The organism is Mycobacterium paraense (assembly GCF_002101815.1).
Taxonomy (GTDB): domain Bacteria; phylum Actinomycetota; class Actinomycetes; order Mycobacteriales; family Mycobacteriaceae; genus Mycobacterium; species Mycobacterium paraense.
This window is the reverse complement of record NZ_LQPM01000049.1, coordinates 95,779-120,753: the sequence shown is the minus strand read 5'-3', so window position 1 is coordinate 120,753 and position 24,975 is coordinate 95,779. Positions and strand designations below refer to the sequence as shown.

Genomic DNA, 24,975 nt, shown 5'->3' with positions numbered 1-24,975 from the left:
TCGGTGGTCGGTCATAGACTGGCGTCCCTATGACCGATTCGTTGCCTCCTCACGCGAGCGTTCGTCGCGAGTCGTCGTTCGTGCACCTGCATAACCACACCGAGTACTCGATGCTGGACGGGGCCGCGAAGATCACGCCGATGCTCGACGAGGTGGCGCGGCTGGGGATGCCCGCGGTCGGGATGACCGATCACGGGAACATGTTCGGCGCCAGCGAGTTCTACAACGCGGCCAGCAAGGCGGGGATCAAGCCGATCATCGGGGTGGAGGCCTACATCGCCCCGGGGTCGCGCTTCGACACCCGGCGCGTCACCTGGGGGGATCCCAGCCAGAAGGCCGACGACGTCTCCGGCAGCGGGTCCTACACGCACCTGACGATGGTGGCCGAGAACGCCGCCGGCCTGCGCAACCTGTTCAAGCTGTCCTCGCTGGCCTCCTTCGAGGGCCAGCTGAGCAAGTGGTCGCGGATGGACGCCGAGCTCATCGCCGAGCACGCCGAGGGCATCATCATCACGACCGGTTGCCCGTCCGGGGAGGTGCAGACCCGGCTGCGACTGGGCCACGACCGGGAGGCGCTGGAGGCGGCCGCCAAGTGGCGCGAGATCGTCGGGCCGGACAACTACTTCCTCGAGCTGATGGACCACGGGCTGTCCATCGAACGGCGGGTCCGCGAGGGACTGCTCGAGATCGGGCGCAAGCTCGGCATCCCGCCGCTGGCCACCAACGACTGCCACTACGTCACCCGCGACGCCGCCCACAACCACGAGGCGCTGCTGTGCGTGCAGACCGGCAAGACGCTGTCGGACCCCAACCGGTTCAAGTTCGACGGCGACGGCTACTACCTGAAGTCGGCCGCCGAGATGCGGCAGATCTGGGACGACGAGGTGCCGGGCGCCTGCGACTCGACGCTGTTGATCGCCGAGCGCGTCCAGCCCTACGACGAGGTGTGGGCGCCGCGCGACCGGATGCCCGTCTTTCCGGTGCCCGAGGGGCACGACCAGGCGTCGTGGCTGCGGCACGAGGTGGATGCCGGGCTGCGCCGGCGGTTCCCCGACGGCGCGCCGGACGGTTACGCCACGCGCGCGGAATACGAGATCGACGTCATCTGCGGCAAGGGTTTCCCGTCCTACTTCCTGATCGTCGCGGACCTGATCAATTACGCCCGCTCGGTGGGCATCCGGGTGGGCCCCGGCCGCGGGTCGGCCGCCGGGTCGCTGGTCGCCTACGCGCTGGGCATCACCGACATCGACCCGATTCCGCACGGGCTGCTGTTCGAGCGGTTCCTCAACCCCGAGCGCACGTCGATGCCCGACATCGACATCGACTTCGACGACCGTCGCCGCGGCGAGATGGTGCGCTACGCCGCCGACAAGTGGGGCTCCGACCGGGTGGCCCAGGTCATCACCTTCGGCACCATCAAAACCAAAGCCGCGCTGAAGGACTCGGCGCGCATCCACTACGGCCAGCCCGGTTTCGCGATCGCCGACCGGATCACCAAGGCGTTGCCGCCGCCGATCATGGCCAAGGACATCCCGCTGTCGGGCATCACCGACCCGAGCCACGAGCGGTACAAGGAGGCCGCCGAGGTCCGCGGCCTGATCGAGACCGACCCGGACGTGCGCACCATCTACCAAACCGCGCGCGGCCTCGAGGGTCTGATCCGCAACGCCGGCGTGCACGCCTGCGCGGTGATCATGAGCAGCGAGCCGCTCACCGAGGCGATCCCGTTGTGGAAGCGCCCGCAGGACGGGGCCATCATCACCGGCTGGGATTACCCGTCGTGCGAGGCCATCGGCCTGTTGAAGATGGACTTCCTGGGCCTGCGCAACCTGACGATCATCGGGGACGCGATCGAGAACATCAAGGCCAACAAGGGAATTGACCTCGATCTGGAATCCGTGCCGCTGGACGACAAGGCGACCTACGAACTGCTCGGGCGCGGCGACACGCTCGGGGTGTTCCAGCTCGACGGGGGCCCGATGCGCGACCTGCTGCGCCGCATGCAGCCGACCGGTTTCGAGGACATCGTCGCCGTGCTCGCGCTGTACCGGCCCGGCCCGATGGGCATGAACGCCCACAACGACTACGCCGACCGCAAGAACGGGCGCCAGGCGATCAAGCCGATCCACCCCGAGCTCGAAGAACCGCTGCGCGAAATCCTCGCCGAGACCTACGGATTGATCGTCTACCAAGAGCAGATCATGCGCATCGCGCAGAAGGTGGCCAGCTACTCGCTCGCCCGAGCCGACATTCTGCGCAAGGCGATGGGCAAGAAGAAACGGGAAGTGCTGGAAAAGGAGTTCGAGGGCTTCTCCGACGGCATGAAGGCCAACGGCTTTTCGGGCGGGGCCATCAAGGCGTTGTGGGACACCATCCTCCCGTTCGCCGACTACGCGTTCAACAAGTCGCACGCGGCGGGCTACGGCCTGGTGTCCTACTGGACCGCCTACCTCAAGGCCAACTACGCGGCCGAGTACATGGCCGGCCTGCTGACCTCGGTCGGCGACGACAAGGACAAGGCCGCCGTCTACCTCGCCGACTGCCGCAAGCTGGGCATCACGGTGCTGCCGCCGGACGTCAACGAGTCCGGGCTGAACTTCGCGTCGGTCGGCGCCGACATCCGCTACGGGTTGGGCGCGGTCCGCAACGTCGGCGCCAACGTGGTGAGCTCGCTGATCGGCACCCGCGGCGAGAAGGGCAAGTTCACCGACTTCTCCGACTACCTCAACAAGATCGACATCTCGGCCTGCAACAAGAAGGTCACCGAGTCGCTGATCAAGGCGGGCGCCTTCGACTCGCTCGGGCACCCCCGCAAGGGCCTGTTCCTGGTGCACACCGACGCCGTCGACTCGGTGCTGGGCACCAAGAAGGCCGAGGCGATGGGGCAATTCGACCTCTTCGGCGGCTCCGACGGGGACGCGGCCGCCGACTCCGTCTTCACCATCAAGGTGCCCGAGGATGAGTGGGAGGACAAGCACAAGCTGGCCCTGGAGCGAGAGATGCTGGGGCTGTACGTGTCCGGGCACCCGCTCAACCGGGTGGCGCACCTGCTGACCGCCCAGGTCGACACCGCGATCCCGGCGATCCTGGACGGCGATGTCCCCAACGACACGCAGGTGCGGGTCGGCGGCATCCTCGCCTCGGTGAACCGCCGGGTCAACAAGAACGGGATGCCTTGGGCCTCCGCGCAATTGGAGGACCTCACCGGTGGCATCGAGGTGATGTTCTTCCCGCACGCGTACTCGACGTTCGGCGCCGACATCGTCGACGACGCGGTGGTGCTGATCAACGCCAAGGTGGCGATCCGCGACGATCGGATCGCGCTGATCGCCAACGACCTTGTGGTGCCGGACTTTTCCAGCGCCCAGGCGGACCGGCCGATCGCCGTCAGCCTGCCGACCCGGCAGTGCACCTTCGACAAGGTCAGCGCGCTCAAGCAGGTGCTCGCCCGCCACCCCGGCACGTCACAGGTGCACCTGCGGCTCATCAGCGGCGACCGCATCACCACCCTCGAGCTGGACGCCTCGCTGCGGGTGACACCCTCGCCCGCGCTGATGGGCGACCTCAAGGAGCTGCTCGGCCCGGGGTGCCTGGGGGGTTAGCCGGTCAGTCCAGGACGTCGCCGACGAGCCGGGTGAGCTCCGCGGCCACCTGGTCCAGCGGCTCGATGCTGCGCTGGACGCGGCACATGGCGACGGTGCCTTCGACGGCGGCGACGATCAGGGTCGCGACGCGGTCGGCGTCGGCCGCGGCAGCGCCGTGTTCGCGCAGCGACTCCGCCAAGAGCTCCGTCCAGTTGCGGAAGGCGGCGGCGGCGGCTTCGCGCGGTGCGGCCTGCCCGTCGGGCAGATCCTCCACCGAGACCGCCAGGACGGGACATCCCGCGTGGAAGTCGCTGTCCAGCACCACGTTTCGCCACATCTCCAGGAACGCCCGCAGGCCGGCGATCGGCCCGGCGCGCAACTCTTTGGTCAGGATGCGGACGGTGAGGTCGTCGGCCCATCGCACCGCCTCCGCGGCCAGGTCGGATTTTCCGCCCGGGAAGTAGTGGTACGTCGAGCCCAGCGGCGCCCGCGTGTGCTTGGCGAGCTCGCGCACGCTGGTGGCGTTGAGGCCGCGGCGGCGGATCATGTCGGCGGCGCCGGCCACCATGCGCTGGCGGGAGTTCCCGGTGTCTTCGGCCATGCCGACCTCCCTTGCTATGACGACTGTTATAACATACCCTCCGAGCTATAACGATCGCTATAGGGAGTTGTTGATGCCGATGACCGGCGACCAGGCCGCGGGCCATGCCGACGAGGCGGGCGTGATCCGGCAGTCGTTGCGTGACCTCGGCCTGGATTCAATCGTCGACGTGCACACCCATTTCATGCCGAAACGGGTGATGGACAAGGTCTGGGCCTACTTCGACCGCGCCGGACCCCTGATCGGCCGCACGTGGCCGATCGCGTACCGGCTCGACGAAGGCGCGCGGGTGCAGCAGCTGCGCGATTTCGGGGTCGTCGCGTTCAGCTCGTTGGTGTATCCGCACAAACCGGACATGGCCGAGTGGCTCAACGGCTGGGCGGCGCAGTTCGCCGCGGCCACGCCGGAATGCATCCACACCGCCACGTTCTTTCCCGAGCCGACGGCGCCCGACTACGTGCGGCGCGCCATCGCCGAGGGGGCGCGACTGTTCAAGGCCCACATCCAAGTCGGCCACTACTCGCCGACGGATCCCCGACTGGACGGCGTTTGGGCCGCGTTGGAGCAAGCGCAAATCCCGACGGTGATTCACGCCGGGTCCGGCCCCACGCCCGGCAGGTTTACCGGTCCGGCGCCGGTGGCCGAAATCCTGCGACGGCACCCCGCACTGAAGCTCATCGTCGCGCACATGGGCATGCCCGAGTACCGGGAGTTTCTTGAGCTGGCCGAGCGGCATCCCGGGGTGTTCCTCGACACGACCATGGTCTTCACCGACTTCACCGAAGCGAACCACCCGTTCCCGCCGGCATTGCGCCCTGCGCTGGGCGGCCTGGCCGACAAGGTGCTGTTCGGCAGCGACTATCCGAACATCCCCTATTCGTATCGCCACGCGATCGAGTCGATCACACGGCTCGGCCTGGGCGACGAGTGGTGCCGAAAGGTGCTGTATTCCAACGCCGTATCGCTGTTCAACGAGGAGAACCCATGAGAAGCCTGATGTTCGTCGCCCCGGGGGAACTTCGGTTCGACGACGTCGACGACCCCTCGATCGTCGCGGCCTCCGACGCGCTGGTGCGCCCGCTGGCGGCGACGACGTGCGATCTCGACCATCACGTCGTCGCCGACAAGACGCCCTTTTCCGGGCTGGGGCCCTTCCCGCTCGGGCACGAATGCGTCGGCACCGTCGTCGAGGTCGGTTCCGAGTGCACCAGCGTCAGCGTGGGGGACGTCGTCGGCGTGGCCTGGCACATCGCCTGCGGCACCTGCGCGCAATGCCGGCTCGGGCACCCCGCCCGGTGCCTGCAACACGGCGACGCCCAATACGGCCTTCCCGTGAACGGGGCCTGGGGCGGAACGTTTTCCGAACTCATCCGCGTGCCCTACGCCGACTACAACCTCGCCCCGCTGCCCGCCGGGATCGATCCGGTCCACCTGGCCTCGATCGGTGACAACCTCGCGTTGGGCTGGGAGACGGTCATGCCGACCGTCGGCGGGATTACCGACCCCCAGGTCGCCGTCTTCGGCGGAACGGGGTCGATCGGCCTCTACTGCGTCGACGTCGCCGTCCACTGCGCACACGCGCGCACCGTCTATTACGACGACGACCCGAGCCGCATGACGGTCGCCGAGAGACTCGGAGCCGAGGTGCGTGACGTGAACGGCAAGCACGAGAAGGACTTTCACCTCGCCGTCGACGCCAGCGCCGACCCCGAGCGCCTCCGCAAGGCCCTGGTCTCCGTCGTCCCCGAGGGCCACGTCAACAGCGTGGGCATCTACTTCCAAGACGTGGCGCTACCGATGCTGCAGCTCTACATACGCGGCGTCCACTTCCACAACGGCAAGGGCCAGGCCCGGCCGAGCATGACCCCGACGCTGGACGCCGTCGCCGCCGGGACGCTGCACCCCGAACTGGTCACCAGCGGCATCTACGGCTGGGACGAGATCCCCTCGGTGTTGACCTCGGACGCCCCCGGCCACAAGCCCATTTTCGTCCTGGACGGCTAGCCGGATAACTGCAGCGCCGCCTGGTGGTCGTGGGTCGGGATGATCCGCACCGCGTGCCGCGCGGCGTGCAGGCGGTGCAGCGTCCGGAAGGTTTCGTCGCGATCCACGTCCACCAAAGCGCCGGGGTAGCTTGCCTTTTGCCGCACCTTCTCGATCTGCAGCCCGTGCCAGGCGGCGTCGCCGGCGATCAGGATCCAGCCTCGCGAGGTGTGCAGCAGCACCCCGACGCTCCCCGGCGTGTGCCCGGCCAGGTCGACCAGGACGACGGAGCCGTCGCCGAAAAGGTCGTGGCTGCTGGTGAACGTCAGCACCGGCGGTCCGTCCAGGTCGTATTCGACGACGTCGCGGCCGCGCAGCGAATCGCGGACGCCACCGACGGGCGCCACGGGTCCGGTGCCGATCCACTCGTTTTCCGTGCGGTGCAGGTGCACCGGTAGACCGGGCATGTCCAGCAGGCCCGACACGTGATCCCAGTGCGCATGGGTGGGCAGCGCGAAATCCAACCGGGGCGTTTCGCGCAGCCCGGTCAGCGCCGTGATCGTCGGGATTGTCGAGGCGGGCGGTCGCACCGCGACGCGCAGCACCGCGGGCAGCTGGGCGATCGCCCGCTGCTCGACGTCCATGCACACCGCCGGGTCGATGATGAATGTGGCCTCCGGATGCCGGACCACGAACGACGTCAGCGAATTCTCCACGCGCGCAGGGGTAAACGTGCCCTCGACGACCGCGGCGGTCGGCACGGGGCGCGGCACCTGCGGCAGCGCGGCCACCGCCACGGTGCGGCCGGGCCCCGGCAGTCCCGCGTCGGCGATGCTGCGGAGGAACCGGCGATCGGGCCGCCGCGGCCGCAGCAGGCCGCGGACGAGTCCGGCTGCGGCGGAGCAGCATTGGAGGACGGTGGGGGAGCGGACGGGATCGGGAGCGGGGGCGGTCCGGGTCATGGCAGCTCCACCCGCACGATCACGCTGTCGGGCCAGACGCGTCGGTCACGCGCGCGCCGCAGCTTCTGCCGGACGCACAGGTCCTGATGGACGTTGGTCACGCCCGGGATCTTGATCAGCGGCACGACGTTCCATTGCCAGCCGTAGCGCCGGTGCAGCATGCGGTTGGCCCGCTCGGCCTCGGCGCCGGACAGGATCGTGGCGCGGCCGGCCACCGTCGGGGCCCCGGCCCGGACCCGGCCCCGGTAGTCGCAGGCGGCGAGTTCGACATCGCGGCGCGCCGCCAGGCGCCTGGTCTTGGGGCCCACCTTGGTTCGGAACAGCAGGGCGTCACCGTCCAGGCCGAACCAGATGGGGGTGTCGACGGGTGTGCCGTCGCGGCGAAAGGAGCGGAGCAGCGCGTACCGGGCGCGACCCAGCTCGTCGAGTGCTTGTGGGTGCATGGACATAGTCAACGACTTAGAGTTAGCTCTAAGTCAAGCACGGAATTTTCGGGAGGCCCGATGGCTGCACGCCTGACGATCGGGGAGGTGGCGCGCCAGGCCGGCGTCGCGGCCACCACACTTCGCTACTACGAACAGATCGGGCTGGTGTCGGCGCCGGCGCGGCTGGGCGGCCAGCGCCGCTACGACGATTCGGTGCTCACCCGGCTCGAGGTGATCCGGCTCTGCAAATCCGCCGGCTTCGCGCTGGAGGAGATCCAGCTGCTGTTCGCCGACGACGCGCCGGGGCGGCCCGCCAGCCGGGCGCTGGCGGAGGCCAAACTCGCCGAGATCGACGCCCAGATGGAGTCGCTGGCCCGGGCGCGGGCCGTCATCGAGTGGGGTATGCGCTGCACGTGTCCCTCAATTGATGCGTGTACCTGTGGGATTCACACCGCGTTACCCGCCTGAACGAAGGAGCCGCAGTGAGCCAGCCGCATTCGGTTGCCGTGCAGAACTTCTCCCACGTCTGCGTCGGCGTCTCGGACATCGAGGCGTCGCGCGCGTTCTACACCGCGGTACTGGGCATGGACGTCGTGTTCGACGTCGAGCTGGCGGGCGCCGGATTGGAGTCGGTGACCGGCGGGGCCGCGCAGCAGGGCCGCATGATCGGAGGGCTGATCGGCGGCGTCATGGTCGAGCTGCTGTCGCTGGGCGCGGTCCCCGAGACTCCGAGTGGCCCGCACCTGGGCTACACCAACATGTCGTTCCGCGTCGATGATCTTGACGCCACCTACGACACCGTTCGCCGGCACCACCCCGGCGTCCGGGCCGAGCCGCCGGTCGACATCGGCGGGGTCCGGATGTTCTTCATCTACGACCCCGACGGCACCCCCATCGAACTTCTGGAGTTGCCCGGTGGCGCGTCCACCACCGTGCAGCTCTGGCGTCCCCAGGGCTGAACGAGCAGGGTGATGTATTCCGTGGCCCTGGGCACGGACGTACGCTCACGAAGGGCAATCCGGCCCCGCGCCAAGGAGGACGGCAATGACAGCACCTGAACGCCCGGCCACCTTGTGCGAGGCGTTTCAGCGCACAGCGGCGATCGCGCCGGACACGGTCGCGCTCCGGACGCCCGGCGACACCCAGACGTTGACGTGGCGGGAGCTTGCCGAGCGGGTGCGCATGGCCGCCGCGGGGCTGGCGGGCCTGGGCGTGGGGCGGGGCGACACGGTGTCGTTGATGATGGCCAACCGGATCGAGTTCTACCCGGTGGAAATCGGCGCCCAGCACCTGGGCGCCACTTCGTTTTCGGTCTACAACACGCTGCCCGCCGAGCAGCTGACCTACCTGTTCGACAACGCCGGCACCAAGGTCGCGATCTGCGAGGAGCAGTACGTGGACCGGATTCGTGCCAGTGGTGCGCCCATCGAGCACATCGTCTGCATCGACGGTTCGCCGCCCGGCACCATCTCGATGGACGACCTCTATGCCGCCGCACGACCGGATTTCGACTTCGAGTCGACGTGGCGCGCGGTGCGACCCGACGACATCGTCACGCTCATCTACACATCGGGGACCACCGGCAACCCCAAGGGCGTGGAGATGACGCACGCCAACCTGCTGTTCGAGGGGTACGCCCTCGACGCCGTCCTGCCGATGCAGTTCGGCGACCGCGTGACGTCTTTTTTGCCGACGGCGCACATCGCCGATCGGGTGATGGGGTTGTACGGCCTGGAGATCTTCGGCAGCCAGGTCACCGTCGTCTCCGACGCGCGCGCCATCGCGGCCGCCCTGCCGGACGTTCGGCCCACCGTGTGGGGCGCGGTACCGCGGGTGTGGGAAAAGCTCAAGGCCGCAATCGAATTCGCCGTCGCCCATGAGCAGGACGAGACCAAGCGGCAGGCGTTGCAATGGGCGATGTCGGTGGCCGCCCGACGCGCCGAGGCCCTGGTGGCGGGCGAGCCGATGCCGGAGCAACTGGTCGCCGAGTGGGCCCAGGCCGACGAGTTGGTGTTGTCCAAGCTGCGCGAGCGGCTCGGCTTCGGCGAGCTGCGCTGGGCGGTGTCCGGGGCGGCGCCGATCCCCAAGGAGACGCTGGCGTTCTTCCTCGGCATCGGCATCCCCATCGCCGAGGTGTGGGGCATGTCGGAGTTGAGTTGCGTTGCCAGCGTGAGCCATCCGCGCGACGCGCGCCTGGGCACCGTCGGCAAGCTGCTGCCCGGGCTGGAGGGCAGGATCGCCGAGGATGGCGAGTTTCTGGTGCGCGGTCCGTTGGTGATGAAGGGCTACCGCAGGGAACCGGCCAAGACCGCGGAGGCGATCGACGCCGACGGCTGGCTGCACACCGGTGACATCCTCGAGGTCGACGACGAGGGCTATCTCAAGGTGGTCGACCGCAAGAAGGAGCTGATCATCAACGCGGCCGGAAAGAACATGTCCCCGGCCAACATCGAGAACACCATCCTGGCCGCCTGCCCGATGGTGGGCGTGATGATCACGATCGGCGACGGGCGGCCGTACAACGCGGCGCTGATGGTCTTCGACGCCGAATCGGTCGGCCCGTACGCGGCCCAGCACGGCCTTGCCGACCAGTCGCCCGCGGCGCTGGCGGCGCACCCGGAGGTCGTCGCCCGGATTGCCGCCGGTGTGGCCGAGGGGAACGCGAAACTGTCACGGGTGGAACAGATCAAGCGCTTCCGGATCCTGCCGACGGTGTGGGAACCCGGCGGCGACGAGATCACCCTGACGATGAAGCTCAAGCGCAAGCCGATCATGACGAAGTACGCCGGCGAGATCGAGGAACTCTACGCCGCCGATCGGCACCCCGAGGTCCACGAGCCCGCCGAAGCCGCCACGGTGCAGCCGGCATGAGCGGGGGCCCGGGGGCGACGGCGCGCGAGATCGGCCGCGCCGGAATGCGGAAGCTGCTGCAGCGCACCGGGATGGTCGACGAATCGACGGCGCCGTTGCCGACCGATCCCGACGAAGTCGTCCAGCTCTTGGCGGCCCCGTGGTACGACGAGCGGCTGGGCAAACTGGCCGAGGAACTCGGGCGCGACCACGACAGCGTGCGCGCCGAGGCCGCCGGCTACCTGCGCGAGATGGCGCCGTCGCTGGACGAGCGGGCGGTGAAGGCCTGGCGCAGCTTTTCGTGCTGGCTGATGCGGGCCTACGACATTCTGGTCGACGAGGATCAGATCGCCCAGCTGCGCAGGCTGGACCGCAAAGCGACGCTGGCGTTTGCGTTTTCGCACCGCTCGTACCTGGACGGCCTGCTGCTGCCCGAGTCGATTCAGGCTAACCGGCTCTCGCCCGCGCTCACCTTCGGCGGCGCCAACCTGAACTTCTTCCCGATGGGCGCCTGGGCCAAGCGCACCGGCACGATCTTCATCCGGCGCCAGACCAAGGACATTCCCGTCTACCGCTTCGTGCTGCGCGCGTACGCCGCCCAGCTGGTGCAAAACCACGCCAACCTCACCTGGTCGATCGAGGGCGGCCGTACGCGGACCGGCAAGCTGCGGCCCCCGGTATACGGGATTCTGCGCTACATCAGCGACGCCGTCGACGAAATCGACGGCCCCGAGGTCTATTTGGTGCCGACCTCCATCGTGTACGACCAGCTGCACGAGGTGGAGGCCATGACCACCGAGGCCTACGGGGCCGCGAAGCGGCCCGAAGACTTCCGCTTCCTGATCCGGCTGGCGCGACAGCAGGGGGAGCGGCTGGGCCGCGCCTACCTGGATTTCGGCGAACCGCTGCCGCTGCGCAAGCGCCTCGAGGAGCTGCGCGCCTCGGACACGTCGGCATCCGGCGTCGGGACCGAGATCGAGCGGATCGCGCTGGACGTCGAGCACCGGATCAACCGCGCCACGCCCGTCACCCCGACCGCGGTGGTGAGCCTCGCGCTGCTGGGCGCCGACCGCTCGCTGTCCATCAGCGAGGTGTTGGCCACCGTGCGGCCGCTGGCGAGCTACATCGCGGCGCGCAACTGGACCGTGGCCGGCGCCGCGGACCTGACGAACCGCTCGACGATCCGCTGGACGTTGCACCAGCTCGTCGCCTCGGGCGTAGTCAGCGTCTACGACGCCGGCACCGAGCCGGTGTGGGGGATCGGCGCCGACCAGCACCTGGTCGCGGCGTTCTACCGCAACACCGCGATCCACATCGTGGTCGATCGCGCGATCGCCGAGACGGCGCTGCTGGCGGCGATCGAAGATGCCGAGAATTCCGTGGACCGGCTGGTGTTGCCGGCGGCCGTGCGCGACGAGGCGCTGAGGCTGCGCGAGTTGCTCAAGTTCGAGTTCCTGTTCTCGGCGCGCGCGCAGTTCGAAAAGGAACTGGCCGACGAGGTGCGCCTGATCGGGCGGGTGGAAGACACCAGCAAGGCCGTCCCCGCGGACGATGTGCGCGGGCTATTGGAAAAGGCCGACCTGCTGCTGGCGCACCTGGTGCTGCGACCTTTCCTGGACGCCTACCACATCGTCGCCGACCGGCTGGCCGCGCTCGAGGACGAATCGTTCGACGAGGATGAGTTCCTCGCCGAGTGCCTCGAGGTGGGCAAGCAGTGGGAGTTGCAGCGCAGGATCGCCAACGCCGAGTCGAGGTCGATGGAACTGTTCAAGACCGCGCTGCGGCTGGCGCGGCACCGCGAGCTGGTGGACGCGTTCGAGAGCCCCGACGTCGCCCAGCGGCGACGCGACTTCGCCGACGAGATCGCCACGGCCATCAGGCGCGTCAACACCATCGCGGAGCTGGCGCGGCAGACCGTGATGTCCAGTTGTCACCCCTCCGCCGGCCGGCGCGCCGCGCCCTAAGGTGGGGTGTATGCCCCTTACAGGTGAATACGCCCCGTCGCCCTTCGATTGGTCGCGCGAGCAGGCCGACAAGTACGCCGCATCCGGCGGAACCGAGGGCACCGAGCTCAAGGGCAAGCCCGTCATCCTGCTGACCACCGTCGGGGCCAAGACGGGCAAGCTCCGCAAAACCCCGCTCATGCGCGTCGAGCACGACGGCGAGTACGCGATCGTCGCGTCGCTCGGCGGCGCCCCCAAGCACCCGGTCTGGTACCACAACGTCAAGAAGAACCCGCGCGTCGAGCTGCAGGACGGCCCCGTCACCCGCGACTACGAGGCCCGCGAGGTGTTCGGGGACGAGAAGGCCATCTGGTGGGAGCGCGCCGTGAAAGCGTGGCCCGACTACGCCGACTACCAGAAAAAGACCGACCGCCAGATCCCGGTGTTCGTGCTGACCCCGGTCGACTAATTTCCACCGGGGCAATTCCCAGCTGGGCGGCATGGGACCATTGATCGGTGTCCGCTGAATTCAGCCAGAGCCCGAGCAGGTCGCCGCTGTGCGCGGCTGACATCGATGCCGCGGCGCAGCGGATCGCCCCGGTGGTCGCGCCCACCCCGCTGCAGCTGAGCGACCGGCTGTCGGCGATCACCGGCGCGCAGGTGTACCTCAAGCGCGAAGACCTGCAGGTCGTGCGCTCGTACAAGCTGCGGGGCGCCTACAACCTGCTGGTGCAACTGTCCGGTGAAGAGCTGGCCGCGGGCGTGGTGTGCTCGTCGGCGGGCAACCACGCGCAGGGCTTCGCCTTCGCCTGCCAGGCGCTGGGGGTGCACGGCCGGGTCTACGTGCCGGCCAAAACGCCCAAGCAAAAGCGCGACCGGATCCGCTACCACGGCGGCGAGTTCATCGAGTTGATCGTGGGCGGATCGACCTATGACCTGGCCGCCGAGGCCGCGCTCGCCGACGTCGAACGCACCGGTGCCACGCTGGTGCCTCCGTTCGACGACCTGCGCACCATGGCCGGCCAGGGCACCATCGCCGTCGAGCTGCTCGACCAACTCGATGCCGAGCCCGACCTGGTCGTCGTTCCGGTGGGCGGCGGCGGCTGCATCGCCGGCATCACCACCTACCTGGCCGAGCGGACGACCAACACCGCGGTGCTGGGAATCGAGCCGGCCGGTGCCGCGGCGATGATGGCCGCGCTGGCCGCCGGCGAGCCGGTCACCCTGGACCACGTCGACCAGTTCGTCGACGGCGCCGCGGTGAAGCGGGCCGGGACGCTGACCTACGCCGCGCTGGCCGCCGCCGGCGACATGGTGTCGATCACCACCGTCGACGAGGGAGCGGTCTGCACCGCCATGCTGGACCTGTATCAGAACGAGGGCATCATCGCCGAGCCGGCGGGCGCGTTGTCGGTCGCCGGCCTGCTGGAGGCCGACATCGAACCGGGTTCCGCCGTGGTGTGCCTGATCTCGGGCGGCAACAACGATGTGTCGCGCTACGGCGAGGTGCTGGAGCGCTCGCTGGTGCACCTCGGGCTCAAGCACTATTTCCTGGTCGACTTCCCCCAGGAGCCGGGCGCGCTGCGGCGGTTCCTCGACGAGGTGCTCGGGCCGAACGACGACATCACCCTGTTCGAGTACGTCAAGCGCAACAACCGGGAGACCGGCGAGGCGCTGGTCGGCATCGAGCTGGGCTCGGCCGCCGGTCTCGATGGGCTGATGGCGCGGATGCGGGCGACGGAAATTCACGTCGAGGCTCTTGAGCCGGGCTCGCCGGCCTACCGCTACCTCCTGTAGCCAATACGTATGGGTCAACCCGGCTTCGGTGTGGTCAGCGCCGGCACCGTGGTGTTGCTCGTGCTGCTCGTGGCGGCGGCGATCTGGGTCGGGCGGCGCGGGCCTGCGTTGCGTCGACTCCGGGCGCGAGCGTCCGGCGTTGCCGCGATCGGCCGGGTGCTGACCTGGGCGCGTGACCAGATCCGCGCGAGGGGATGGCCACTGGCGGCCCGGTTGCCCGCGGACGAGGTCGCCGGTGTGGCGCTGCTCCTAGGCTTCGTCGTGGTGGCGGCCGTGGCCGTGGGTTTCACCGAAGTGCTCGAGGACGTGCTCGAGGGCGACGGCATCGCCGGAATCGACCGGCCGGCGGCGCGATGGCTGGCAAGCCACCGCGATTTGTGGCTCACCGCGACGCTGCGGGTGATCACCGCCGGCGGCGATCCCCTCTTCCTCACCGCGCTTGCCCTACCGATTTCCGTCCTCGCCGGTTGGCGATGCCGGTCGTGGCGGCCGGTGGTGCTGGCCCTCGTGGGGGGCGCTGGGATGGCCCTGGTGCTCTTCACCGCCAAAGCGTTGGTGGGCCGGCAACGGCCGCCCCTGCCTTTCGCCGCGATCGCCGCGGACGGCTATTCCTTCCCCTCCGGACACGCGACCGGCACCGCCGCGATCATGGTGCTGTCCGCCTGGATGATCAGCCGCTGGCTGATTACCGGGTGGGAGGGGCGAGTGTTCGTCTGGGCGATGGCGATCGGCTCGGCGCTGGTGATCGGCTACTCACGCGTTTATCTGGGGGTGCATTACGTGAGCGACGTGCTGGCCGGCTGGCTGCTGGGCATCGCGTGGGCCGGCATCGTGATGCTGGTCGGATCGTGGTGGACGACGTCCGGCGGCCGCGCCGCGCAGCGTCAGCCCAGGTAGGCCGGCACCGGGGTAGCGGGATCGAGGTCGTCGGCCGGCACCGGCGTTCCGGCCGTCAGGCCCAGCGGCACCACGCCGGCCCAGTGCGGCAGCGCGGCGTCCTCCGGATCGTCGACCGGTCCGCCGGTGCGCAGCTTGGCCGAGACCTCGACGAGGTCGAGGGCGAGCACCCCGGTCGCGGCCAGTTCGCGCGCGTTGGGCGCCCGGCAGTCGTCCGCACGCCCGGGCCGGATGTGGTCGAGCAGGCAGCGCAGCGCGCGCAGCTTCTCCGCGGGATCCTCGACCACGCGCGCGTCGCCCAGCACGACCACCGAGCGGAAGTTCACGGAATGGTGCATCGCGGCGCGGGCCAGCACCAGCCCGTCCACCAGGGTGACGGTGACGCAGACGGGCAGGGCCGCTCCCGATGCCCTGGCCGCCTTGGCGGCGAGCAGCGGGCCGCCGCCGGTCGAGCCGTGCAGGTAGAGCGATTCGCCGAGGCGGGCGTGGGTCGTCGGCAGGACCACCGGCCCGGCGGCGCCCAGGTATCCCAAGTGACAGATCAGGGCCTCGTCGAGGATCCGGTGCACGGTCGCGCGGCCGTAGTCGGCGCGCTCGCGGTAGCGGGTGGGCGTGGTGCGGGGAGTGGGGCGGTAGCTCAACGGATTGCCTTCAAGTTTGTCCTAGTACATAATATACCTCGTGCCAGTACAATATACGGGGTCGGGCGCGCAGTCCATAGCGGCCAGCGTCGAGGAGGCCATCTCCCAGGGGACGCTGGCGCCGGGAGCGGCGCTGCCGCCGATCCGCGAACTGGCGGGGCGGCTCGGCGTCAACGCGAACACCGTGGCCGCGGCGTACCGCCTGCTGCGCGAACGGGGGGCCGTCGAGGCGGCCGGCCGGCGCGGCACCCGGGTGCGGCACCGCCCGGCGACCACGCCCCGCTCGCTGCTGGCGCTGGACATCCCCGCGGGCGTGCGCGACCTGTCGACCGGCAACCCCGACCCGGCGCTGCTGCCCATCGGATCCGTCGAGACGCCCAGGGCCAGACCGCTGGTCTACGGTGAGCCGGCCCTGTCGGCCGAACTGCGGGAACGGGCACGCGCCGCGCTGGCCGCGGACGGCGTCCCGGCGGATCACCTCGCGGTCACCAGCGGGGCGCTCGACGGCATCGAGCGGGCGCTGGCCGCGCATCTGCGCCCCGGCGACCCGGTGGCCGTCGAGGATCCGGGCTGGGCCAACCTGCTGGATCTCGTTGCCGCGCTGGGGTTCTCGGCCGAACCGGTGCGCGTCGACGACGACGGACCGCTGGTCGCCGACGTGCGGCGCGCGCTGACCCGCGGCGTGCGCGCGCTCGTCGTCACCGGGCGGGCGCAAAACCCCACGGGCGCAGCGTTATCCGCCGTCCGCGCGGACGAGCTGCGCGGCATTGTGTCCGGCACCGACCTGCTGGTCGTCGAGGACGACCATTGCGCGGGCATTTCGGGCGCGCCGCTGCACACCCTCGCCGGCTCCACCGGCCAGTGGGCCTTCGTGCGGTCGGCGTCCAAGGCCTACGGCCCCGACCTGCGCGTCGCCGTGTTCGCCGGGGACCGGCGCACCGTCGATCGGGTGCACGGCCGGCTCCGGCTGGGGCCGGGGTGGGTGAGTCACCTCCTGCAAGACCTCGCGGTCCGCTTGTGGGCCGACGACGGGGCGTCGCGCCTGGTCGCGCAGGCCGAGGCGCAGTACACCCGCAACCGCACCGGGCTGTGCGACGCGCTGCGTCGGCGCGGCGTGAACGCGCATGGCCGCTCCGGGCTCAACGTCTGGGTGCCGGTGCCCGACGAGACGGTGGCGATCACCCGGCTGCTCGCTTCCGGTTGGGCCGCGGCGCCGGGCACCCGGTTCCGCATCAGCACGCTGCCCGGAATACGCGTCACCGTGGCCGATTTGACAGCCGACGAGATCGATCCGCTCGCCGACGCGATCACCGGCGCGGTGCGGGCTACCGGGCGTCCAAGCGTGTAGTGATGCCGGCGGCTCGGGCGACTTCGCCGTAGGCTGCGGCGAGACCGGGCAGCGACGCGTGGGCGTTGCGGCCACTCGGATTGGGCACCACCCACAGCTGTGTCGCGGGATAGGGCGATGCCTGCCTGCCCGCGTTCGCGCCGCGCTCGCCGAAGGCGTCTCGAAAGGCGGTGATGCCCAGGACGGCTACCACCGCGGGCGAGTACTTCCGAACCGTCCGGTCCAGCTTCCGTCGGCCCTCGACCAGCTCGGCGACCGTCAGTTCGTCGGCGCCCGCGCTCGCCCTGTCGACCAGGTTCGTGATGCCGATTCCGCGATGTAGCAAGTAATCCCGCTCGCCTGGAGCGAACCCGGACGAGGCGTCGATCAGGTGATCGGTGATGCCGGCGCGGTAGAGCGCCGGCCAGAACCGATTCCCGCGGGGAGCGAAATGGGCCTGCACCGCGGCGGTTCTCAAGCCGGGATTGATGCCCACGAACAACAGCCGAACCTGGTCGGAGATCAGGTCGGGCAGGGTTTGACCGCTGAACCCCTTCAGCTGCTCGCGAGTGAACCGAACTTCGTCCCGTGCGGCGTTGTCCACAGCGCAGTATTGCAAATGCGCGCAACCGCTACCGATTGAGCGGGCCCGAGATCGATCCGCTCAATAGGTGATCGCCGACGCGATCAGTACCAGTGCCTGCGGCCCGCGACGGCGCGCCCGGTGGAGCCGAGGATCCACAGGATGGCACCGATGACGAGCAGGATGATCCCAATGGTCCACAGGATGGAGATTTTGAGCAGGAATCCCGCGACCAGCAGGATGATGCCGAGAATGATCATGACGAACCTCCCGTTCGGTGATGTCTGGCCTATCAAGCGGACCACCCTTAAGGGGGGTAGCGATACACCCCTAGGTAGGTAATGTTCATGGGCATGCCTTCGCCGAGTCCGCGCGCTCCGATCACGGTCGCGCTGGTCGACGACTACGACGTCGTCGTGAAGGGTGTGGCCAACATGCTCGACCCCTACCGGGACCGCATCGTGATCGCGGAGCTCGACTCCACCATGCCCGTCGAGGACACCGTCGACATCGTCCTGTACGACTCGTTCGCTCAGCCCGAATCGGACCACGAAGAGATCGCCGTCCTGGTCGCCAACCCCCGCGCGCACCGAGTTGTGGTCTACACGTGGAACTTTCACCCCGACCTCGTCGACAGCGCGCGACGGCAGGGCGCTCACGGGTACCTTTCCAAGACCCTGCCCGCGCGCGAGCTGGTCGCCGCGCTCGAGGCGGTTCATTCCGGCCAGGAGGTCATCAGCGAGGTGGCCCCCCGCGCCCGCAGCGCGCCCGGGCTGGACTGGCCCGGACGAGGGGAGGGGCTGAGTGACCGCGAGGCGGAGATCCTCGCCTTGATCACCCAGGGCAAAAGCAACGCCGACGTCGCGCGGCTGACCTACCTGAGCCCCAACACGGTGAAGTCCTACATCCGCACGATCTACCGCAAGCTAGGCGTCGCCAGCCGCACGCAGGCTGTGTTGTGGGGGGTGAACCACGGATTCACCCCGGACCACCACCGCATCGAACACTGGCGCGGCGGTCCCTAGTCCTGGCCCAGGGTCGCCGTCAGGTAGCCGGAATCGCTGCCGAACGCGGACATCTCGTCTTTGGGCAACGCGAACCCGTGGGCGGCGTAGCACTGCTCGGTGGTCCGGATGTCCACCCGCCAACCGTGGCCGGTCAGGTACTCGGCGGCGGTGTTGCGCTCACCGGTGTAGAACAGCTCGGCCAGGTTGATGTTCGATCCGATGCGCCGGGACCGCTCGGTCAGCCGTTGCGCCCAGTCCGAGGGAACGTTGCGCAGGTCCAGGTGCTCGGTGGCGATCCGGCTGCCGGGCGCCGAGAGCGCGACGACGTTGTCGAACAGGCGATCCTGCGCCTCGGGCGGCAGATACGGGAGGAGACCCTCCGCGCTCCAGGCCGTCGGCCGGCCGGTGTCGAAGCCGGCCGCCACCAGCGCCGCAGGCCAGTCGTCGCGCAGGTCGATCGCGACCGTGCGGCGCTGTGCGGTGGGCTCGGCGCCCAAATCCGCCAGCGTGCGCGTCTTGAAGTCGATGACCGCCGGCTGATCGATCTCGTACACCACCGTGCCGGCCGGCCACGCCAGCCGGTAGGCCCGGGTGTCCAGGCCGGAGGCCAGGATGACGGCCTGCCGGATGCCCGAGCCGGTCGCCTGGATGAAGAAGTCGTCGAAAAACCGGGTCCGCACGGTGATCTGCTCGTTCATGGTCCGGCGGTTCAGCACCGGATCGTCGTCGGGGGGCCCGATCTCGCCGTCGATGAGCTTGACGAACGTGTCGATGCCCACCGCGCGCACCAGCGGGTCCGCCCACGGGTCGGCCAGCAGGGGATCGGGTCCCTGGGACGCCATCGCGCGCGACGCGGCGACGGCCGTGGCGGTCGCGCCGACGCTGGACGCCAGGTCCCAGGTGTCGTTCTCGGTGCGGGTCATCCGCGAGCTCCCTTCCGCGCGGCCGCGCGTTATTTAGGCCATTTAAGTGTTGTTACCCACTGTACGCGAGCTGTGGAGTTGTCAACCGCGGCACGTTTCCCGGTCCAAACCCTGGGTACCGATACGAGCGCACCCATCAGCCCAGTAGCGAATTGGATGAACGATGACCTCACCGAACGATGCCATCAGGATCAGGTTTGCCACCGACGATGACCTGCCCGCCGTCTACGCCAATCAGGCTCAGGCGTACGGGGTTTCGGTGGAGCCGTCCGATGTGGAAGCGTGGCGGCGCCGGGTCCGGAACGACGACATCCTGGTGGCGGAGGATGTCTCCGATCCGCAGCGGCCGGTGCTCGTCGGAACGTCGCTGTATTACCGGCTGCGGTTGACCGTGCCGGGCGGGGCCGCCCTCGAGGCCGCCTGGCTGTCGATGATCGCGGTCGCGGCAACGCATCAACGCAGAGGTATCTGGCAGCAGATCAGTGTCCAGGGCTTCGGCATACTGCAGGAGCGCGGGTATCCCATCCTTTGCGGCGTTCCGACCCAGCCAACGGTCTACGAGATTTTGGGCGCCGGGGTGGCCAGCTATGCCCGCACTTACAACATCGAGGCGCGCTATACCGAGCTGCGCGCCAAGCCGAGCCAAAATCGTGCTCGCGTCGTCGACGCTTCCGAGGCCGCGACCCACCTACCCGCGATCTATGAGCGGTGGTGTGCCATTACGCCCGGGGCGCTGAGCCGCGACAACGCTTGGTGGGCCGACTTTTTGGAGGACCGGCCGACGCAGCGGGACAACGGGTCCACGCTCAATTTCGTCATCCATCCCGACGGTTTCCTGACCTATCGGGCGCTCGGCGCCTCGCCGCACGCGTATCGCCGGCCGTTCGGCGACCTGGTGGTCCAGGACTTCTGCGCCGTCACGGACGAGGCGCATGACGAGCTGTTGGGGACGTTGGTCAGTTTGAAGATGTTCGACAACATCCTCATCGAGGTCCCGGTCGACGATCCGTTGCCACTCAAGCTCAAGGACCAGCTTGCCGCGCAAACGACCCGCCTGAGCGACTTCCTGTGGATGCGAATCATGAACGTGCCCGACGCGCTCGGGGCCCGCAGCTACCGGGCCGACGCCGACGTCGTGCTCGAGGTCACCGACCCGCTCGGTGTGGCGGGAGGGCGATTTCGGCTGCAGACCCGCGACGGCGCCGGGACATGCACGCCGCACGACGGGCCCGCGGACGTCAAACTCGGCCTGGGCGACCTGGGCTCCATCTACATGGGCGCGCATCGGGCCTGGGAACTGCACCGGGCGAGCCGCATCGCCGAACTGCGCAGCGGTGCGCTGGACGAGCTGGATGCCGCCTTCGATACCAGGCGGGTGCCCTACTGCGGCACGCTTTTCTGAACTCGCTGTGCCGCTCGCCTTTACGCCTGCTCGCGCACCGACAGAATGGCGAACGAATGGCCTTCCAGTACGGTGCCTTCGGTGCCGACCTTCGGCGCCCCCCACGCGAGAACCACCTCGCCCGCCACCGGCACCGTCGCCGGCTCGCTGCCCAGGTTGCACGCGATGCGCAGCCCGCCGCGACCAATGCTGATCCAGCGTTGCCCTTCGTCGTAGTCGATGGTGAGGTGCTCGAGCCATGGGTCGGCCAGGTCGGCGTCGTGGTGCCGCAGGGCGATCAGCTCCCGGTACACGCTTAGCAGGCGGGCGTGTTCGCCGGAGCCGACCTCATCCCAATTCAATTTGGAACGCAAAAACGTCTGCGGATCCTGGGGATCGGGAATCTCGTCGGCGTCCCAGCCGTGTTCGGCGAATTCGGCCTTGCGCCCCTCGGCGGTGGCCCGCGCCAGCTCCGGCTCGGGATGCGAGCTGAAAAACTGGAACGGGGTCGACGCCGCCCATTCTTCACCCATGAAAAGCATTGCGGTGTAGGGCGATCCGAGGGCGAGCGCGGCCTTGACCGCGAGCTGGCCGGCGGTCAGGTTCTGCGACGGGCGATCGCCGAGCGCCCGGTTGCCCACCTGATCGTGGGTGCAGGTGTAGGCGACCAGTCGGGTGGCCGGGATGGAACCCGTGTCCAGCGGTCGCCCGTGGCGGCGGCGCCGGAACGAGGAATAGGTGCCGGCGTGGAAGTAGCCGTGCCGCAAGGTTTCCGCCAGGGTGGCAAGCGACCCGAAGTCCGCGTAGTAGCCCTGGCGTTCGCCGGACACCGCGGTGTGAATGGCGTGGTGGATGTCGTCGGCCCACTGCGCGGTCAGCCCGTAGCCGTTGCAGTCGCGCGCGGTGATCAGCCTCGGGTCGTTGAGGTCGCTCTCGGCGACCAGGGACAGCGGCCGGCCCAGCTGGCTTGCCAGCCAGTCGGTTTCGGTGGCGAGCTCCTCGAGGATGTGGATGGCCGTGGTGTCGACCAGCGCGTGCACGGCGTCCAGGCGCAGCCCGTCGGCGTGGAAGTCGCGCATCCAGCGCAGCGCGCAGCCGATGATGTAGCGCCGGACCTCGTCGGAGTCGGCGTCGGCGATGTTGATGCCCTCGCCCCACGGGTTGCTCGCCGACGACAGGTAGGGACCGAAGCGTGGCAGGTAGTTCCCGGACGGGCCGAGGTGGTTGAACACCGCGTCGATCAGCACCCCGAGGCCGCGGGCGTGGCAGGCGTCGACGAACCGGACCAGGCCGTCGGGGCCGCCGTACGGTTCGTGCACGCTATACCACAGCACGCCGTCGTAGCCCCAGCCGTGGGTTCCGGCGAAGGAATTGACCGGCATCAGCTCGACGAAGTCGACACCGAGATCGACCAGGTAGTCCAGCTTCTCGGCGGCGGCGTCGAAAGTGCCCGCCGCCGTGAAGGTTCCGACGTGCAGCTCATAGATCACCGCGCCGTGCACCGACCGCCCGGACCAGTCGCCGTCGGTCCACCGGGCACCGGCCGGGTCCCACAGCTGCGACCGGGCGTGCACGCCGTCGGGCTGGCGGCCCGAGCGGGGATCGGGCAGCACGGTGGGGTCGTCGTCGAGCAGGTACCCGTATCGGGCGTCGGGTGCCGTTTCGACGTCGGCGTGCCACCAGCCGTCGTCGGAGCGGGTCATCGGATGTGTCGCGCCGTCGACGTCGAGGCGCACCAGCGACGGCCTGGGCGCCCACACCCGGAACTCAGTCATGCCGGCGTTCCAGCAGCACGACGGGCAGGTCCGAGAACAGCTGGGCGGCCGACGTCGCCCCGCTGGCCACGGCGCCGTTGAGCGCGTCGGTCCAGGTGCCCTCGGGCAGCGGCAACACGGTATTGCCCCAGCCCTTTTCGGCCAGCCGCACGGTCCACCGGGTCACCGCGACCAGCACGTCGTCACCGCGGCGAAACGCCACGACGTGGTCGCTCGACTCGCCGTCGGCGAGCACCGGGACGTAGTCGCCGCGCAGGAACGTGTCCGGGCGCGAGCGCCGCACCCGCAGCGCCGTGGTGACGACGCGAATCTTGGGGTGGTGCAGGTCTTTCAGGGCGCCGCGCCGGACGCCATAGTCGACGGCGCGACGGTTGTCGGGGTCGACCAGGCTGTCGTCCCACAGCTCGGTGCCCTGGTAGACATCCGGTATGCCCGGCACCGTCAGCGCGAGCAGCTTCTGGCCCAGCGCGTCGCTGGCCGCGTGCGAATTGACTTGTGTCACCAGCTCGGTCAGCTGGCCGGCCACCGGTCCGTCGAGGACGGTGTCCAGCCAGCGATGCACCGCGTCCTCGAAGTCGGCGTCCGGGTCGTTCCACGACGTGTGCCAGGCCGCCTCGCGGATGGCCTTTTCGGCGTAGGCGTGCAGCCGGGCGCGCAGCTCCTGCGTCACGTGGCCGCCCACCGGCCAGACGCCGAAGACGTTCTGCCACAGGAACTGTCCGGTCGCCGGGTCGGGGGAGGGGGCCTGGACCTCCCAGCGGGCGAGGAACTCGGTCCACAGCGACGGCACCTGCGACAGCACCCCGATCCGGGCACGCACGTCCTCGCCGCGCTTGGTGTCGTGGGTGGTCAGCGTCGTCATCGTGTGCGGCCACAACCGGGCGCGGGTCGCGGCGCTGTGGTGAAACTCGGCCAGCCCGACGCCGAAACGATGCGGTTCACCGCCCACCTCATTGAGCGACACCAGGCGGGCGTCGCGGTAGAACAGGCAGTCCTCGACGGCCTTGGCGGTGACCGCGCCGCACAGCTGCTGCAGCCTGGTGGCCGGCTCGCCGGCGCGGGCCAGCGCCGCCGCGAGCACCTCCAGCGCGGGCCCCAAATGCGGTGACTCCGCCTCGGTTTCGGCCAGCGCGGTGGGCAGCAGCGCCACCAGGCCGGGGTAGTCGCTGCGGTAGACGCCGATGTGGGTGAGCAGGGCGGCGACCGCCTCGGGCAGCTGCGCGTGATCGGTGCCCGCCGCGGCCGCAATGGCCCGTCGCAGCCTGGCCAGCTCGCTGGCCAGCGTCACCGTGGCCGCGCGCACCTTCAGCTCGGCGAGCAGCTTGGGCATGGCGTGGTAGTCGACTCCCGCCGACTCGACGAGCTCGGTCAGCGCCTCCTCGCCGGCCGGGTCGACGAAGACCCCACCGACCTGGCGCAGCACGTCGTAGCCGGTGGTTCCGGCCACCGGCAGGGTGGGCTCGAGCGCCTCGTCGACGGCCAGGATCTTCTCGATGACGATCCAGGCGTCGGGGCCGACCAGCTCCCGCAGCCGCGCCAGATAGCCGCAGGGATCGGACAGACCGTCGGGGTGGTCGATGCGGACGCCGTCCACCAGTCCCTCGCCGAACCAGCGGGCGACCTCGGTGTGGCTGGCGTCGAACACCGCGGGATCCTCCTGCCGCAGGCCGGCCAGCGAGGTGATCGAGAAGAAGCGCCGGTAACCGCAGACCCCGTTGCGCCAGCCCACCATCCGGTAGTGCTGGCGGTCGTGCACCTCCGGTCCGCTGCCTTCGCCGGTGCCGGGCGCGATGGGCAGCGCCAGGTCGCCCAGCCGCAGCAGGTCCCCGTCGACCTTCAAGTCGGCGGCATCTTCGTCGGAACCCAAGATCGGCAACACGATTCGGCCGTCCTCGTCGAGGTCCCAGTCGATGTCGAAGAACGCCGCGTACCGCGAGTCCCGGCCGTGCCGCAGCACGTCCCACCACCACGCGTTCTGCTGCGGGTCGTCGATGCCGACGTGGTTGGGCACGACGTCGATGATCAGGCCCATGCCGCGCGCCCGGGCCGCCGCGGACAGCCGCGCGAGGCCGTCGGCGCCGCCCAGCTCGTCGGAAACCGTGGTCGGGTCGGTGACGTCGTACCCGTGGTTGGACCCGCGCGCCGCGGTCAGGACCGGGGACAGGTACAGGTGGCTCACCCCGAGGTCGTCCAGGTAGTCCAGCAGGTTTTCGGCGTCGGCGAAGGTGAAAGCGAATCCGCTGGACTCACCACGCAGCTGCAGCCGGTAGGTGGACAGGATGGGTAAGGCCATGCG

The 24,975-nt window shown here is 69.5% G+C and carries 22 protein-coding genes; 13 read left to right on the top strand and 9 right to left on the bottom strand.

Annotation, left to right across the window (positions count from 1 at the left end; translation table 11 throughout):
• Nucleotides 1-29 precede the first annotated feature (29 nt).
• Nucleotides 30-3,602 (top strand): DNA polymerase III subunit alpha, encoded by a 3,573-nt coding sequence (dnaE, locus tag AWB89_RS25840; protein WP_085177545.1) that lies wholly within the window; start codon nt 30-32, stop codon nt 3,600-3,602.
• A gap of 4 nt (nt 3,603-3,606) precedes the next feature.
• Here dnaE and AWB89_RS25835 read toward each other — a convergent pair whose 3' ends face one another.
• Nucleotides 3,607-4,185, bottom strand: coding sequence for a TetR/AcrR family transcriptional regulator (locus AWB89_RS25835; RefSeq protein ID WP_085177543.1), 579 nt, complete (start codon nt 4,183-4,185; stop codon nt 3,607-3,609).
• A 79-nt stretch (nt 4,186-4,264) separates the two neighbouring features.
• Here AWB89_RS25835 and AWB89_RS25830 point away from each other — a divergent pair, with 79 nt between their 5' ends.
• Nucleotides 4,265-5,173, top strand: coding sequence for an amidohydrolase family protein (locus tag AWB89_RS25830; protein WP_206601259.1), 909 nt, complete (start codon nt 4,265-4,267; stop codon nt 5,171-5,173).
• Nucleotides 5,170-6,189: a zinc-dependent alcohol dehydrogenase gene (locus tag AWB89_RS25825; RefSeq protein ID WP_085177539.1), complete on the top strand. Its 1,020-nt coding sequence runs from the start codon at nt 5,170-5,172 to the stop codon at nt 6,187-6,189. Before AWB89_RS25830 ends, AWB89_RS25825 begins: the two co-directional genes overlap by 4 nt.
• Here AWB89_RS25825 and AWB89_RS25820 read toward each other — a convergent pair.
• Together AWB89_RS25820 and AWB89_RS25815 are read right to left on the bottom strand one after the other, a co-directional pair.
• Nucleotides 6,186-7,130 (bottom strand): MBL fold metallo-hydrolase, encoded by a 945-nt coding sequence (locus tag AWB89_RS25820; protein ID WP_085177537.1) that lies wholly within the window; start codon nt 7,128-7,130, stop codon nt 6,186-6,188. The genes AWB89_RS25825 and AWB89_RS25820 overlap by 4 nt on opposite strands.
• Entirely contained in the window at nt 7,127-7,573 is a 447-nt protein-coding gene (locus tag AWB89_RS25815; protein ID WP_142280151.1) for a PPOX class F420-dependent oxidoreductase, read from the bottom strand. Before AWB89_RS25815 ends, AWB89_RS25820 begins: the two co-directional genes overlap by 4 nt.
• Nucleotides 7,574-7,633: 60 nt before the next feature.
• Between AWB89_RS25815 and AWB89_RS25810 the strand changes: the two genes are divergently transcribed.
• The 7 genes from AWB89_RS25810 (at nt 7,634) to AWB89_RS25780 (ending at nt 15,042) form a co-directional block, all read left to right on the top strand.
• A complete protein-coding gene (locus tag AWB89_RS25810) occupies nt 7,634-8,023 on the top strand; it encodes a MerR family transcriptional regulator (protein ID WP_066910885.1) in 390 nt (129 codons plus the stop codon).
• Nucleotides 8,024-8,037: 14 nt separating this feature from the next.
• On the top strand, nt 8,038-8,514 hold the full coding sequence (locus tag AWB89_RS25805; protein WP_085177533.1) for a VOC family protein: 477 nt from the start codon (nt 8,038-8,040) through the stop codon (nt 8,512-8,514).
• A gap of 85 nt (nt 8,515-8,599) precedes the next feature.
• A complete protein-coding gene (fadD11, locus tag AWB89_RS25800) occupies nt 8,600-10,426 on the top strand; it encodes a fatty acid--CoA ligase FadD11 (RefSeq protein ID WP_085177531.1) in 1,827 nt (608 codons plus the stop codon).
• The gene (locus tag AWB89_RS25795; RefSeq protein WP_085177529.1) at nt 10,423-12,369 is read left to right on the top strand and encodes a lysophospholipid acyltransferase; all 1,947 of its coding nucleotides are present in this window, start codon (nt 10,423-10,425) and stop codon (nt 12,367-12,369) included. The genes fadD11 and AWB89_RS25795 overlap by 4 nt, the downstream gene beginning before the upstream one ends.
• A 10-nt stretch (nt 12,370-12,379) precedes the next feature.
• Nucleotides 12,380-12,817, top strand: a complete 438-nt coding sequence (locus tag AWB89_RS25790) for a nitroreductase family deazaflavin-dependent oxidoreductase (protein ID WP_085096593.1) — start codon at nt 12,380-12,382, stop codon at nt 12,815-12,817.
• Between the two features lie 47 nt (nt 12,818-12,864).
• Nucleotides 12,865-14,145: a threonine ammonia-lyase gene (ilvA, locus tag AWB89_RS25785; RefSeq protein ID WP_085177527.1), complete on the top strand. Its 1,281-nt coding sequence runs from the start codon at nt 12,865-12,867 to the stop codon at nt 14,143-14,145.
• Between the two features lie 9 nt (nt 14,146-14,154).
• Nucleotides 14,155-15,042 (top strand): phosphatase PAP2 family protein, encoded by an 888-nt coding sequence (locus AWB89_RS25780; RefSeq protein ID WP_174627872.1) that lies wholly within the window; start codon nt 14,155-14,157, stop codon nt 15,040-15,042.
• On the opposite strand, the gene AWB89_RS25775 is transcribed toward AWB89_RS25780, so the two are convergent.
• The gene (locus AWB89_RS25775) at nt 15,030-15,683 is read right to left on the bottom strand and encodes a pyridoxamine 5'-phosphate oxidase family protein (protein WP_085177525.1); all 654 of its coding nucleotides are present in this window, start codon (nt 15,681-15,683) and stop codon (nt 15,030-15,032) included. The genes AWB89_RS25780 and AWB89_RS25775 overlap by 13 nt on opposite strands.
• 40 nt (nt 15,684-15,723) lie before the next feature.
• On the opposite strand from AWB89_RS25775, the gene AWB89_RS25770 reads away from it, so the two are divergent.
• Nucleotides 15,724-17,031 (top strand): aminotransferase class I/II-fold pyridoxal phosphate-dependent enzyme, encoded by a 1,308-nt coding sequence (locus AWB89_RS25770; protein WP_085177523.1) that lies wholly within the window; start codon nt 15,724-15,726, stop codon nt 17,029-17,031.
• Here the strand turns inward: AWB89_RS25770 and AWB89_RS25765 are convergent.
• Both AWB89_RS25765 and AWB89_RS27620 read right to left on the bottom strand, forming a co-directional pair.
• Nucleotides 17,009-17,614, bottom strand: a complete 606-nt coding sequence (locus tag AWB89_RS25765; protein WP_085177521.1) for a mismatch-specific DNA-glycosylase — start codon at nt 17,612-17,614, stop codon at nt 17,009-17,011. The genes AWB89_RS25770 and AWB89_RS25765 overlap by 23 nt on opposite strands.
• Before the next feature lie 83 nt (nt 17,615-17,697).
• Nucleotides 17,698-17,853, bottom strand: coding sequence for a DUF6131 family protein (locus tag AWB89_RS27620; RefSeq protein WP_169716619.1), 156 nt, complete (start codon nt 17,851-17,853; stop codon nt 17,698-17,700).
• Between the two features lie 93 nt (nt 17,854-17,946).
• Here AWB89_RS27620 and AWB89_RS25760 point away from each other — a divergent pair, with 93 nt between their 5' ends.
• Nucleotides 17,947-18,618, top strand: a complete 672-nt coding sequence (locus AWB89_RS25760) for a LuxR C-terminal-related transcriptional regulator (protein ID WP_085096773.1) — start codon at nt 17,947-17,949, stop codon at nt 18,616-18,618.
• Here the strand turns inward: AWB89_RS25760 and AWB89_RS25755 are convergent.
• Entirely contained in the window at nt 18,615-19,523 is a 909-nt protein-coding gene (locus AWB89_RS25755; protein ID WP_085177519.1) for a class I SAM-dependent methyltransferase, read from the bottom strand. The genes AWB89_RS25760 and AWB89_RS25755 overlap by 4 nt on opposite strands.
• Nucleotides 19,524-19,686: 163 nt before the next feature.
• On the opposite strand from AWB89_RS25755, the gene AWB89_RS25750 reads away from it, so the two are divergent.
• Entirely contained in the window at nt 19,687-20,925 is a 1,239-nt protein-coding gene (locus AWB89_RS25750) for a GNAT family N-acetyltransferase (protein WP_085177517.1), read from the top strand.
• Nucleotides 20,926-20,945: 20 nt separating this feature from the next.
• Here the strand turns inward: AWB89_RS25750 and treZ are convergent, their stop codons facing one another.
• Together treZ and treY are read right to left on the bottom strand one after the other, a co-directional pair.
• The gene (gene treZ / locus AWB89_RS25745) at nt 20,946-22,679 is read right to left on the bottom strand and encodes a malto-oligosyltrehalose trehalohydrolase (RefSeq protein ID WP_085177515.1); all 1,734 of its coding nucleotides are present in this window, start codon (nt 22,677-22,679) and stop codon (nt 20,946-20,948) included.
• The gene (treY, locus tag AWB89_RS25740) at nt 22,672-24,972 is read right to left on the bottom strand and encodes a malto-oligosyltrehalose synthase (protein ID WP_085177513.1); all 2,301 of its coding nucleotides are present in this window, start codon (nt 24,970-24,972) and stop codon (nt 22,672-22,674) included. The genes treZ and treY overlap by 8 nt, the downstream gene beginning before the upstream one ends.
• Nucleotides 24,973-24,975: the final 3 nt, after the last annotated feature.

What these genes read in the sequence shown, in the direction of transcription:
- dnaE (WP_085177545.1), top strand. Translation starts at nt 30, where the DNA reads ATGACCGATTCGTTGCCTCCTCACGCGAGCGTTCGTCGCGAGTCGTCG.
- AWB89_RS25835 (WP_085177543.1), bottom strand. Translation starts at nt 4,185, where the DNA reads ATGGCCGAAGACACCGGGAACTCCCGCCAGCGCATGGTGGCCGGCGCC.
- AWB89_RS25830 (WP_206601259.1), top strand. Translation starts at nt 4,265, where the DNA reads ATGACCGGCGACCAGGCCGCGGGCCATGCCGACGAGGCGGGCGTGATC.
- AWB89_RS25825 (WP_085177539.1), top strand. Translation starts at nt 5,170, where the DNA reads ATGAGAAGCCTGATGTTCGTCGCCCCGGGGGAACTTCGGTTCGACGAC.
- AWB89_RS25820 (WP_085177537.1), bottom strand. Translation starts at nt 7,130, where the DNA reads ATGACCCGGACCGCCCCCGCTCCCGATCCCGTCCGCTCCCCCACCGTC.
- AWB89_RS25815 (WP_142280151.1), bottom strand. Translation starts at nt 7,573, where the DNA reads ATGCACCCACAAGCACTCGACGAGCTGGGTCGCGCCCGGTACGCGCTG.
- AWB89_RS25810 (WP_066910885.1), top strand. Translation starts at nt 7,634, where the DNA reads ATGGCTGCACGCCTGACGATCGGGGAGGTGGCGCGCCAGGCCGGCGTC.
- fadD11 (WP_085177531.1), top strand. Translation starts at nt 8,600, where the DNA reads ATGACAGCACCTGAACGCCCGGCCACCTTGTGCGAGGCGTTTCAGCGC.
- AWB89_RS25795 (WP_085177529.1), top strand. Translation starts at nt 10,423, where the DNA reads ATGAGCGGGGGCCCGGGGGCGACGGCGCGCGAGATCGGCCGCGCCGGA.
- AWB89_RS25790 (WP_085096593.1), top strand. Translation starts at nt 12,380, where the DNA reads ATGCCCCTTACAGGTGAATACGCCCCGTCGCCCTTCGATTGGTCGCGC.
- AWB89_RS25780 (WP_174627872.1), top strand. Translation starts at nt 14,155, where the DNA reads ATGGGTCAACCCGGCTTCGGTGTGGTCAGCGCCGGCACCGTGGTGTTG.
- AWB89_RS27620 (WP_169716619.1), bottom strand. Translation starts at nt 17,853, where the DNA reads ATGATCATTCTCGGCATCATCCTGCTGGTCGCGGGATTCCTGCTCAAA.
- AWB89_RS25760 (WP_085096773.1), top strand. Translation starts at nt 17,947, where the DNA reads ATGCCTTCGCCGAGTCCGCGCGCTCCGATCACGGTCGCGCTGGTCGAC.
- AWB89_RS25755 (WP_085177519.1), bottom strand. Translation starts at nt 19,523, where the DNA reads ATGACCCGCACCGAGAACGACACCTGGGACCTGGCGTCCAGCGTCGGC.
- AWB89_RS25750 (WP_085177517.1), top strand. Translation starts at nt 19,687, where the DNA reads ATGACCTCACCGAACGATGCCATCAGGATCAGGTTTGCCACCGACGAT.
- treZ (WP_085177515.1), bottom strand. Translation starts at nt 22,679, where the DNA reads ATGACTGAGTTCCGGGTGTGGGCGCCCAGGCCGTCGCTGGTGCGCCTC.
- treY (WP_085177513.1), bottom strand. Translation starts at nt 24,972, where the DNA reads ATGGCCTTACCCATCCTGTCCACCTACCGGCTGCAGCTGCGTGGTGAG.